The sequence below is a fragment of the Telmatocola sphagniphila genome, assembly GCF_018398935.1.
Lineage (GTDB): Bacteria > Planctomycetota > Planctomycetia > Gemmatales > Gemmataceae > Telmatocola > Telmatocola sphagniphila.
Map to the genome: position 1 here is coordinate 2251470 of NZ_CP074694.1, position 12211 is coordinate 2263680.

Sequence of the window (12211 nt, forward strand, 5' to 3'; positions counted from 1 at the left end):
ATCTCTCTCCTACCGGGTAATTAACAGATAGCCCTATTTTCTGTCCCCGTCAGACGACCGATCGTGCGGCGAACGTCAGATCGGCGAAGCTCATAGCAACAATTAGGACCTGGCGACCTGCTTCATTTGACGACTTCCAGCTGGTTCAAATCATCAATGACGATCTCATACTCCACAAGATGTCCGTAAATATTGTCGTCATGTTTGGAAATTGACCCCGTTACCCGGATCGTTTTCCCTTCGAAGTGCTTCTCGATGTTCTGAATTCCCGCCCGGTTGAATTGCCGAACCGCCTTGGCCGTCAGGACCGCCCCGAAACGCTGCATGATGCCGTCTATTGGAGCTTTTGAACGAAGCCCGACATCCTCCAGGCCGCGGCCCTTCTCGAACACCGCTTCGTCGCGAGCCTGATTGAACAGTTTCTCGTTCGTTCTGGTCACTGACTCGACTTGGAATTCGACAGGGGGCTGGCTCTTATTGAATTCCTTCATTCTTGTCGGGTCGGAGGCCGCCCGGATGGCATCTTCAGGCGTCAGGCACTTGGTCTTTTCTTTCGCGACTGCCTGGACTTCGAGTTCCAACTTTCCTGTTCCTAGCTTACCGAATACAGAATCGACGTTATTCAGGAAACCCGACGACGAGTTTCCAATCACACGTTCGTACTGGAGGTTCACTTTGCCAGTTCCCACGAGGAGGAACTTCTCTTTGGTCCCAGCCTTTGCTCCCTCGCCCACGGGAATAAGCTCGTAACGCATTCCGGCGGCAGCGCTCATTCGTGTTTGAAGCACGGCTTCCTTCCCCGGCTCCAGCGTTATGGTTGTCGTCCCGTGTATTCCGAGCATACTGGTTCCAAATTGAGGGATAGCCTTCCCGTTTGAGTCTGTCATGATGGGACGCTGTTCGTCCAGAAATTGAGGAATGTAATCGAACTTCAAAGTCTCCTTGCTGACATTGCGGACCCGGACGAAGAGAGTGACGATCTCACCCTGCTGATAGACCCGCTTCGCTCCGGGAGGCAAACCCAGGCCCGCTTGCAGGCCACCAGCCTCCTTGCCCCAAGCGGTGAAGGCTTCCTTATCTGGAGTCGGCTTCTGCGGCTGTTTCACTTCGAGCTCCAGCTTACCGGTACTCAGGGTCATTCCAGGACCCCCGACCCGAACATCGCCCACAACGTCCTCCACCTTATACTGAATCTGGAACTTTCCGGTTCCGTAGAGGGTCCATGCGGAATTTTGCTCTCGATCCGTCTCTGGCCGAACGGCGAGTTCCAATTGAATCAGGTCCACCTCTTTGCCGGGTGCAAGAGACTTCTTCCGGATAAACCCAAATATGGAAAAACCCTGGATCGAACGGGCTTTTCCCTCGGAGTCCGTGACGTGCGGAGGATTCTTGTAAAAATACTCGGCATTATCACGAAACCGAACGGTTTCTTTACTGTTGTTGCGTAGTCGGAGGATCAGAGTAACGCTTTCCCCGACCTGGTAAACACGCTGGTTACCAAGTCGGATGCCGAGCTGCACACCTTCGACTTCCTTGCCCCAGGCGGTGAACGGTTCTTGCTCCTGTTTTGCTGCCGGCCTCATTGGAAACTCCGCGGCTCGCTTCGAAACGTCCTGTCCAGCCACTGTACGACTCGCAAGGAAGGTTACCCCAGTGGCTCCAAAGCCGAGAATTAGCACAAGTGCGATAGCCGCAGTCTTGAGTTTGGTAAGGAACATGGCTTTCAGCACTCCTTCCGCGATGGCGACAACCTTTCCCGAGATCACTCCTGTGGCAACCTCCGTCCCGGTCACAAAGATTGTTGCCGATTTGATTGTGGAGACCAGTAATAAGTTCGGCACGCTCGCTGATAGAACATTCTGCGCTAGCACCGTTGCCAACGCTCCTCCGGACAAAGCGATACCCCGTTTGCTGAGTTGCTTCGCCAGCAGGATTCTTGCTCTTGCCAATCGGCTTGCCACCGTGCCTTCTGCACAGCCAAGTTGTCCTGCCACTTGTTTGCGAGTCTGTCCTTCCAGGTCGCACAGGACGATCACGCTTCGATAGTGGTCCGGTAAGCGGCTCAATTCCTCGTCCAGTGCGGCTTGCAGAGAAAGCCATTCGACTTTTGGAGTCGAAATTGGTTCTGGCAGCTCTATCACTTGGCTTTCTCGCTCTCTCCTCTTGGCAATAGTCGCTCTCGCTTTCAGTGACGTTTGATAGGCCACCCCATACAGCCAGTTGGCCAACAACTCCGGGGAAGTAATCGACCCCGCTTTTCGTACAAGAACGAGGAAAGTGGCTTGAAAGGCGTCCTCGGCCGCGTGGTGATTGAACAAAATGCGACGGCATACCCCCCACACCATCGGTGCGTGCCGCTCCACTAGGATTTCTAATGCCCTCTCGTCGTGGCGACTTATGTATTCTTCCAGTAGTTTTCCGTCGGTAAGCCGTGCATCATTGCGTAGAATCTGACGGATACACTGTATAACGGCGTTTCGTTGTCCCATTGCGATCCAACTTCCTTGCGAAGCATTTCGGCTCTCTACCATAGTACTACCGGCAGAGGTTCAATTTGATCCATTAGTAGCCAAGATTTTTGAAATTGATCCGCTTCTAGATCTTTTGAATGAATGACGGACAGTTACTTCAGCCTCGAAAATAACTCATAAAGTGCCAGCTTTGAATAGGTTTTTGACTTTCGACACGGGATCGGGGTAAGCTTGCAATTCGGTATCTCGTCATTATCAGCGATCCTATGCGCCGTTTCTCCCTGCAACAAAGGGGAAGCGATTCAGGTGGGGCCCGAAGACTTGATTGACAATTAAAAACGGAGACAAGTTAGACTTATGCCACAACTCTACTAATTGCCTTCTGCGACCAATTTGAGCTATGAAGTAACTCCAACTATTAGCGACGTCTCCACCAGAACTAAGAAAATCGCATTCAAAACAACAGCAATTGCAATCTGTTACCAACCTGTTACCTCGGCCCTCCTACAAATTGATATAGTTTCATTCACAGATCCGTTCTCCATGACCTCGATGGGACGATATTTATGAGGACGTTTTATTTTCTCATTCTTCTTGCTACGCCGACAATGGCCGGCGCCAGCGACATTACCGAGATAAAAATAGAAGAGATCGATGAACAGATCTGTCTGCGGTCTGACGGGACCGCAACCTACTCATTCCGAGGACATAGCAACCGGAACTGGCACGACGAACGGGTTGGGTTGTTTGAAGCTAAACTAGATCCGCGGGAGTTTAACCGTCTCACCCGACTTCCCGGCGCGATACGGTTCGATGACTTGAAAGGCCACTATCTCCCCTACTCAACCAGGGTCGTGAGAACTACTGTAGTCCGACACGATAAACTGAAGACTCTCGAACGGCATGACCGCAGTCTTACTACGGATCCCGAACCTCCAACGGACCTTTGGGATCTCGAAATGGCCGTAAGAGGATTAGCATCACAAATCAAATGGGAACGAGTGCCGCAAGGGCTGAAAGTCAATTTGAGCGAAGGTTCGGTCAACGACCGACAAGTCCTAGTTCGCGAGGCGGGAACCAACATCCCGGTCGGATTTGTGTTGAGCGACCGTCGAGAAATTGTTGTGTCTACGGCCCCAGGCAACTATTTTGTGGAAGTATCGGAATCAGAATCGGGAAAGTCCAAAGACTTATCGAAACACCTTATTTCCATTAAAGAGGGGAAGTACACTCCTCTGAAAATAGATTTGCGGAAAACCTCGGGAATCGGCGCATCTCAACCTCTCGAAGAATTCGTGATCCAATCTCCAAATTGCTGGTGGCTGCGCTGTGCCGCGGACGGTTCAGGAATCATGGGTTTCGGGACAGCCCTAGCGAACTCGACGGAATTTTCAGCGGGTACAATTGATTTCACTGGAGTTGTTGCCGCGTTAAGGAAAACCGAGTCCGATCAAGCGTTCGGATCGAGATTCTTTATTTCTTACCTCTCAAAAGGAAGTGCAGTTCTAACGCTCTACTCGAAAGACGGCCTTTTAGTGAAAGGGCTATTCGCAAAGGCGGCAGAAAAGACACGAAGTTCAAATCGAGGCAGCCATTTCGATCAGGTCTGGGCCAGCAAACCTCCGGATTTGGAGAAATGAACGACATCTCCTCCCGAGGTCCCGAAAATTGAATTGACTCTAACGTGTTTGAGCGATCGTGGCATAGCCGATCTCGGGTCCCCCACTGCTTTGCTCGAAAGTCTTCAGGAGACTCAGTTCTTCCTTCGGTCCACGATTGCAAGCCAGGGAGTCTGTTTCTGCTTCCCTTTTCCTCTACCAAAGCGATTACTGCAAGATTCATTGTCATAAGAGTTTTCAATCTTCGCTAGGCCAAGGCTATTGTTCGGTACTCCGAGAAGCTTTTCGCTTGTTCAACTTGTGCCAGATAATCGTTGCCGGTTTTCTCCTCACAGCTAAGAGTGTTTGTCGAACCTCGTCGCCAATTGATCTTTTTTAACCACACCCGCAACCGGGCCTCTTTAAGGAGCACCTTGTGAGTCACCTGGGCCATTTGCCATTGAGCAGCGCCACTGCCCGCTTTGGTAATGCTTCCCAGGAGCCAGAATAAAAAAATCGAACGGTGATTGAGAGCCGGAATCTTTTTTTTCGAGCAAATGTTGAGAATTTTTCAAAAAGATCAATCTTGGGTCAGTATTCCTGTTTTCGAATCGCCTCGATGAGTTCTTTTCTCCAAGCGTTCGCCCCGTCCGGCTTATCCGAATCCTCTTTATCCGCGCTGGTATTGAAGAATACCGCATAATCCACATTGCTGGGCAGGTGTTCCATATAGGTAGCGATCCCGGCGATCCCGCCATTTTTTTCATAGAGGTACTTACCCTCTTTCTCGGCGATCACCGAATCCCAGCCCAGTCCATTGTGTTTATCCTTGGAGGGGAGACTGGGCAACGGAGCCAGCATTTCCCGATAGGACGCTTTGGTGAGGAGCGGTTTGCCCCGAGTTCCTTCCAAGGCGGTCAAGAACTGGACAAAGTCGATCGGCGATCCTTGACAATCGGCTGCTTGTCTCAGGCCGTCCGCCTTTCCCCTCCAGCGTCGGCATTTTCCCCTCGAACCCACTCAGAGGGTGTTGAGGCTTACCGATCCTTAGTTATTGCGATTAAACCTCCTGGAGAAGTAATGTAGAGCCTCTGGCCTTCGCCCCTCCGCTTCCAACTAAGAACCAGGCTCTGCCAACCTTTGATTCTGCCAATTAAATCACACCAGTTGGAAATTTTGACGGCTTTTTGGAAAGAGAATTTTTTCGACAGCCAAAAACCCTTGCATCGTTTGACCTAATGGCTTAAGCTGAGGCTCTCTCTCCCTCCAAAACCCTTGGAGTTTTTTGTTATGAAAAGTCCTATTCTTGAAGAAGAAGCTCGAGAGCTTCATTACGCGATTTGTTATTTTGGATCTAATTGTCCGCATCCGTTCGGATTGATTTCTTCACTCATTTCGAATGCCACGACCAAAACATGTATGGAGACCTTCGAGTCGTCCGATGAAGCTGAAAAACGGCTTCAGGATGTGATCAAAACTACCGAGGCGCTGATCGTCACAAAGGTATCAAAAATTGATATGTTGCGTCGGTGGCAAAACCAAATTCGAGCGACGAATAAGGAATACGACATTAACTTTGTCATGAAGATGAATGAATAGAAATTGCTGATATTTTTGGTCGCGAAACAGATGGGGACTACACGCCGCCTCCACACGGATGCGGAGGTGCGCGTCAGGATGCTCGTACTATCAGACTCTTATCCACTCCTGAGAGTACGCGTACAACTGGTTTACTGGTATCGCTCCAGTTCGACTGGCTCTGAAAACGTTGATAGAAACCACTGTCAGTCGTATCGCTTCGGCCGTCCGAACCTGATTTCGAGGCTCGGTTACAGTCCGAAATGCAAACTTCGCAAACTTCGTTTCTCACGCAAACGAAACAATAGGACGCCGTGATAGTGTTTTTTATGATCTGCTCGATGGTGTCTAAAGTTTTGTGAAGAGTGCCCCTCGCTTGGAGCTTGTGCCGAAGGGAAGAGCCTCCCACCAAGATGTCAATCCCCGTAAATGGAGGATTCCTTCAAAAGATATCTCTTTCAACAAGCTGTCCTTTATTGCCGCTTCATTCGTCGGCTCTTCTGCCAGGGGAACTCCAGCTCGGCCTGCCCTATTCAAAGAGCCTACTGGCACAGGGCGTATCTCAAGATTACCAAAGTGTCAGTAGTTCCGCGATACTCGAATCTCCCTAATGGCTATCCCATTGGAGCCCTCTAAATCTTCTCTAAATTCCCAGCCTTTTTGCGTCAGTACCTTTGAGGGAAGTCTAGCTTTGGCTTCTTTCCGGTGAGCCTCTTTTGAGGCACCACTTTACCCCTTTTCAATCCACGACAACCACCGACCCCCGGCGGTTGTTTCGTTTCAGGAGACTACTCATGCTCATTCCGATGACCGTTCCTGTTTCTATTCCCGTGCTGTCGCTCGAAGCTCGCCAGCAGGCGTTCGTGACGATTCTGCCCCTGTTGGAGACGAAGGCTCGTTTCGCCTTGCGAGATCTGACCATTCCATACCTCAAGGTTCAAAAGGATTGCCAGCTCCACTCACTCAATTTTCTTCTGTGAAAAATGATCGAAATTGATATTTTTTGTCAAAAAAATGAGACCAGACTCCGCACCTTCGCTTTAGCTGAACTGTCCCACTAACTGCGCATCTCAGATGAGAAACGCTGCGGCGGCTGAACCGATACCCCCGCCGAGAAGATAAAAACTTTGGAAGGAATCACCATGTAACATTTCTACTGTGAATCGTGAAATTCCATTAGATCCGCGCTCTTGGGAAATGCGGATTTGTTTCAGGGTGAGGGACGTGGATAACAATCTACGCTCGAAATATTTTCGCGTGATCGAATTAGTCGCGCCGCTTCACTTGCGATTAAAGTCAAGAACAACCCGTGAAGGAACATCGCCTCGTTCCAGACGCTCCAAGACTTGATTGATCGCCGAGAGTGGTTGCAATTCGGTATCAGCCTTGACTTTGCCATCAACCGCGAAGGCCAGCGCTTCCGCCATATCCTGACGAGTTCCCACAAAGGACCCTCGAATAGTGATGCAGTTGGCTACGACGTCAAATAGCGGCGTTGGGAATTCTCCCGGCGGGAGACCAACTAACACGCAGGTACCCCACTTGCGAGTCATTCCCACGCCTTGGGTGAATGCAGGCAATGACGGTGCTGTGATGAGAACGCCGTTTGCGCCGCCTCCGGTTACTTTTTTCACCGCCTCCACGGGGTCGCGATGTTTAGCGTTCACCCCTTCATCTGCACCTAATCGTTTGGCGTGCTCTAACTTACCATCATCAATATCCACCGCGCATACCTTAAGACCCATTGCCTTGGCGTACTGGACTCCCAGATGGCCCAGTCCGCCAATGCCGGAGATGACAATCCATTCCCCGGGCCGCGATTGGGTTTCTTTGATGCCCTTGTAAGAGGTGATCCCAGCACAGATCAGCGGGGCTGCGTCGCGTGCTGTCAGACCAACCGGAATGTGAGCTACGTAGTCAGGATCCGCGACAAGGTATTCGGCAAAGCCCCCGTTGCGAGTGTAGCCACCGAACAGCGCTTGACCACAAACCGTCTCTCTCGCTGAAAGACAATACTCACAGTGTCCGCAGGCCGAATACAGCCAAGGTACGCCGACACGATCTCCTACCTTCACATTAATCACACCAGCACCGATCTCTGTGAGGATGCCGATAGCTTCATGTCCAGGAATGAACGGCAGCGCGGGCTTAAGGGGCCAGTCGCCATTTCTTGCATGCAAGTCGGTGTGGCAGACACCACACGTCTCAGTCTTGACTAGCACATAGCCTGGTCCAGGTCTAGGAATGTCCACTTCCTGGATCACAAGGGGTTTGCCAAATTGCTCTACCACGGCCGCTCGCATCTTGTTCGACATGTTTGAACTTTCTTCGTTGGAGTTCATTCGGAGTTCTTGAATTCCAAGGAGTGCATAACCGCCTCGCGTTCCCTTGGTAGCGGGCGCCGATAGCCCCCTCTGTACTTACATTTCCGTCGGAAAATCGGCCCCCCGAGAAACCGTTTCCCAAGCCACGAATTCTTTTCGCAATTCTTCGAGCTTCAGCATGGCCCCGTTGTAAGCATCATTTCCAAGCAATAAATGATGCGGTGGATTTGGAGATTCGACGGCCTTAACAATCGCATGTGCAGCACGAATCGGATCGCCCGGCTGTTTACCCGATAGGGCGCGAACCTTGGCCCTCCACTTACCCGCGGTCGCAGCGTAATCTTCAATTTGCCGCTTACTTTCACTTGCCGACCTTCCCGCCCAATCGGTGCGGAAGCCACTAGGCTCGACAAGCATCACCTTGATTCCGAGCGGCTCGACTTCCTGCCAGAGCGATTCGGACAAACCTTCAACAGCAAATTTCGTCGCGTTGTAGTAGCCAACCGACGGGAAGGAGCGAAGGCCTCCGATAGAAGAGAAATTGACGATGAAGCCTTTGCGAAGTTTACGCATCCGGGGCAGAACCGCGTGAATCATTCGGCTCAACCCGAATACGTTAATCTCGAACATTCGACGTACTTGATCTTCCTCGCTCTCTTCAATGGCTGCGAAATAGCCTATGCCGGCGTTGTTGACGAGTACATCGATGCTACCAAACTTCTCCTCGGCCGCTTTAATTGCGGCGTCGATCTCACTTTGATCGGTGACGTCGAGCTTGAGTGACAACGCTCCTTTCTTGGCTGCCAAGTCCTTTACTTCATTAGGATTGCGTGCAGTTACAGCGGTACCGTAGCCGAGCTCCAGCACATATTGCGCGAGGTCGCGACCGAACCCGCTCGAGCAACCTGTGATAAACCAAACGGGTTTTTCGTTGCCATTTGTATGCGACATTGTCGAACCTCCTTGGGTATCATGTCTTCAATCTCCGCTACACCGGAGAATCTATCGAATCGACTCGAATGAGCTTTTTGTTGACGAATTCCTGAATTCCCTGGCTGGACAGCTCGCGCCCGTAGCAGCGAGTTCGAGAACCGTCTCAAGTTGCTTGTCTGTAAGTTCCGAGAACGAAGTCAGAGTTTTATGGTTGTAAGGGTTGATGCTCTGGTATGCCATTTCAAATTCCTAATTGTCTTTTTCAAGAAATGTTGAGTAGATCAAAGACAAAATTGATCGCTTTCGTGAAGCTTACTCAGTCGGCGAAAACTGCTGTAGTCCTCGGCGTACCTTCAGTTAGGATGGAAACAGTTGCATGGTGCGGACAAGGCTACGCGATATGGATCTCGGGTTGAGTCGCGTCAGCATCGCGGCGTGCAACAGCTGCCTCCAGGATCGCCGCCCCGGCCTCGTCCACTGCAATCCCGGCGAAGATGATCGCATCTGCCGCATAGGATTCTGCCCGATTCGAACGAGCCGACAATTTCTTGGTTTCCTGCTTAGCCTTCCAATCGCCGATTTCCTCCTGGGTCTCGGCTACCTTCATCGCTGCCCAGGCCTTTATGCCATTACGAGTCTGCTCGGCTTTTACCACTTGACCATCAACCTTGCGGTGAGCGGCGGCGAGCTCTTCGAACAATACTTTTTCTGCTTTCCCCGGCAGGGTGCGGATATTCGCTTTGATGGCTTGGAGCCGAACTTCGACGGCCTCAAGTCCATCTCGTAGGCGGTTACAAAATTGATCAATATTCGCACTCATTGGCTTCTCATTAAGGGTTTCATCGGAAAGTCGTACCATCTGGTTAGCAATCTGGTTGTCGACCAGTCTGAGAGATGCGGGAATCTAATTCTTACTGCTCGGGATCATAGTGAAACCTGGATTCGATTGCCACAATTGACGGACGACTTTACCAAGCTATCCTTCTCGATCGGGTTGCGGTTCGCCAGTCTACGGGCTCAACTCTGCAGCTTCGCTATTCGTTAAGTTGTCGTTGGCACTCGCGTCCTTGGCACAAAAACTATGCATTGTTGCTTGCTCTGGACTCATTTTGTAAACAACTTTTCGTTCGGGAAACAACTGAACCGTTGTTTTTCGTTCGCTCTGGTCCGTTTTCGAAGATTTCCTCTGCATAGCACTAATTTTTTTGGAAGAGATACCTTGGCGATTAAGTGAACGCATCATCGGTTTCCACTGCCATTCGTCGGGGAGTATTCCCTTACTCCCCATTTCATTTCTGGGGACTAATTCCCCTTCGGCGGAGTGGCGGTTGGCGACTTGTCACATCTCTTCATCTTCGTAATTTCGTTTTCGCACTCTACAATCATCACGTTATCGCCCGAAGTGAAAATCTCGGCGTTCGCCACTTTGCCCGTGCTGTCCATATACTCGATATCCTCCGCGAGTTTGAACGTCTTTTCGACGTCTTTTCCCTCGGCCTTCATCTTGACCGTCGCGGTGTGCTTCTTTGTGTCAATTTTGGAGATCTTGGCTTCCTTGTCATTCTTTTTCAGCTTTGTGATCTGGCCATCGCTCTCGACCAGGAACACCATGTCACCCGCTGTGAAGATATCGATGTTTGCGACCTTTCCGGTGTTGTCCAGGTACTCGATCTCCTCAGCGAGTTTGATAGTCTTCTCAACATCTTTGTCGGCTGCCTTCAGTTTGACTGTGGCAGTTTTCGCCTTAGGATCCACCTTGATGATTTTGGCTTCTTTGGCCTTCGGGTCGGTTTTGTCCTGATCGGCGACCGCAAGGCTCATGAATCCGACCAGAGCCAACAGGGTAAAGATCATCGTTCGCATCATCTCAATCACTCCTTTTTTCGCTGCTTGAAACAGCAATGGATTAAGTCCGAGTAAAGTACCCGGTCCTTCAAGTCACCAACAAGTCTCGAAATATATCAGAGACCAATTTTCTATCATCTCGTCGCCTGAAGTGCATTTTCATAAACACTACAAGGCAGATTCGATGAAGACCGTTTTTTACGATCCTTGAATCGATAGCTTTTTATGAGTCTGCTGTCATGCCACAAATCCACTCTTAAATAGTGGTTTTTTCATACGCATTCTTCTTGACAATCGCATCAATCTGACCACGAAATTCAGTCTTCAGCATACGACTAACTGTAACGAATCAGACTGCTATCAAGGGGTCACTAACATCTTCACTGGTCATCGAGATAAGATTGAAGGGAGATCAAGCGAAGATCTGTGGGGAGAATTTGCAATGGGCTTGTAGGGGAAGTGCGATGCTATCCGATTACCAACTTTTTACTTTTTAGATCTTTTAAAATTATCTTTCAGTTGCGAGTATTAAATGTTTTTTGATGAGCACTGCATCTTGTATTCACCTTTTAGGAAAAAGAGGTCTTAATGGACTGCCCACTAAAATGAAAGCTGAATCAAACTGCTAGGCCCCATCAGATTTTACTGAGACGATCGGTAGATTGCAGCTTGTGCTGTTTGAGAGGGATCGAGATTGGTCTGAACTCGCCAATCGAAGGCCGTTATGATGGTCTCTTCTTGGTCGTGCATTTCTCTCATTTATAGCGTGAATGAAATATAACTTGCTTTTACTTCTTTTTAAATGAATACAGAATCGTCTGAAACAAGTACTCACAACGACTGTCACCAACAAATGTACCAAATTCAGAATAACGAGTCTTTGTTCAATCTAAATGATAATATTTTTTGGAATTCTTCCGATAGCGTTTCAATTCGACATAAGCGTACCTTCAGCGGTGACCGGCTCGGCAATGTACTGAAAAATGCCCAACCCGGTAGCCACCACCTGGCATTTTGGAAAGAACGACTTAACTCCTGTCTGGGAAACATGGGGACCGATTTTCCAGCGCAAACCGCCAACTTCGGCACTGCCTATTGCGTTGCAAGGCTCGGCATTCATGGTTCGCCAGGTTGTTCTACTCACCCGTTCCTTTTCCAGAGTTAACGAGATTCGTCCAGAGTTAACGAGATTCGGCCGCCATATTGGGTTACACCTTCGGCGGTTACTTCATCGACGAGCCATTTGCCCCAGGATTTCCAACGAACCAAGACTTTGGGAATTATCAGTGTGAATTCTATTTTTGTGCCGTCTTCCAGAACGATCTCGTTGTCCGGACAAACAAGTTGCTGGCATTCCCGGATCCAGCACCGCCAAGTCGACAGCACCGCCATTGCCGGACAACGAATCAAGATATTACCTGTCATTTTAATTTCACCTGGGTTGTCTATACTGCAGCCCACT

The 12211-nt window shown here is 50.0% G+C and carries 11 protein-coding genes; 3 read left to right on the forward strand and 8 right to left on the reverse strand.

All coding sequences use genetic code 11. The features are described 5' to 3' along the window. Positions 1-122: 122 nt before the first annotated feature. Entirely contained in the window at positions 123-2489 is a 2367-nt protein-coding gene (locus KIH39_RS09005; protein ID WP_213499000.1) for an RNA polymerase sigma factor, read from the reverse strand. Positions 2490-3037: 548 nt separating this feature from the next. On the opposite strand from KIH39_RS09005, the gene KIH39_RS09010 reads away from it, so the two are divergent. After that, complete coding sequence (locus KIH39_RS09010) at positions 3038-4111, forward strand: hypothetical protein (RefSeq protein WP_213499001.1); 1074 nt, start codon at positions 3038-3040, stop codon at positions 4109-4111. Positions 4112-4660: 549 nt separating this feature from the next. Here the strand turns inward: KIH39_RS09010 and KIH39_RS09015 are convergent. Beyond that, positions 4661-4990 carry a serine hydrolase domain-containing protein gene (locus KIH39_RS09015; RefSeq protein WP_213499002.1) on the reverse strand — a complete coding sequence of 110 codons (330 nt, stop codon included), beginning with the start codon at positions 4988-4990 and terminating at the stop codon, positions 4661-4663. A gap of 369 nt (positions 4991-5359) precedes the next feature. Between KIH39_RS09015 and KIH39_RS09020 the strand changes: the two genes are divergently transcribed. Continuing rightward, positions 5360-5668 carry a hypothetical protein gene (locus tag KIH39_RS09020; RefSeq protein WP_213499003.1) on the forward strand — a complete coding sequence of 103 codons (309 nt, stop codon included), beginning with the start codon at positions 5360-5362 and terminating at the stop codon, positions 5666-5668. A 773-nt stretch (positions 5669-6441) separates the two neighbouring features. After that, positions 6442-6627 (forward strand): hypothetical protein, encoded by a 186-nt coding sequence (locus KIH39_RS09025; RefSeq protein ID WP_213499004.1) that lies wholly within the window; start codon positions 6442-6444, stop codon positions 6625-6627. A gap of 300 nt (positions 6628-6927) precedes the next feature. Here the strand turns inward: KIH39_RS09025 and KIH39_RS09030 are convergent, their stop codons facing one another. From KIH39_RS09030 to KIH39_RS09055, 6 genes are all read right to left on the reverse strand, one after another. Further along, positions 6928-7962 (reverse strand): zinc-dependent alcohol dehydrogenase, encoded by a 1035-nt coding sequence (locus KIH39_RS09030; protein ID WP_390623703.1) that lies wholly within the window; start codon positions 7960-7962, stop codon positions 6928-6930. A gap of 105 nt (positions 7963-8067) precedes the next feature. Next, a complete protein-coding gene (locus KIH39_RS09035) occupies positions 8068-8922 on the reverse strand; it encodes an oxidoreductase (protein ID WP_213499006.1) in 855 nt (284 codons plus the stop codon). A gap of 373 nt (positions 8923-9295) precedes the next feature. Beyond that, complete coding sequence (locus tag KIH39_RS09040; RefSeq protein ID WP_213499007.1) at positions 9296-9763, reverse strand: hypothetical protein; 468 nt, start codon at positions 9761-9763, stop codon at positions 9296-9298. Positions 9764-10206: 443 nt separating this feature from the next. After that, positions 10207-10770 (reverse strand): hypothetical protein, encoded by a 564-nt coding sequence (locus KIH39_RS09045; protein WP_213499008.1) that lies wholly within the window; start codon positions 10768-10770, stop codon positions 10207-10209. A gap of 907 nt (positions 10771-11677) precedes the next feature. Further along, a complete protein-coding gene (locus KIH39_RS09050) occupies positions 11678-11893 on the reverse strand; it encodes a hypothetical protein (protein WP_213499009.1) in 216 nt (71 codons plus the stop codon). A gap of 17 nt (positions 11894-11910) precedes the next feature. After that, positions 11911-12174, reverse strand: coding sequence for a hypothetical protein (locus KIH39_RS09055; protein ID WP_213499010.1), 264 nt, complete (start codon positions 12172-12174; stop codon positions 11911-11913). Between the last annotated feature and the right edge of the window lie 37 nt (positions 12175-12211).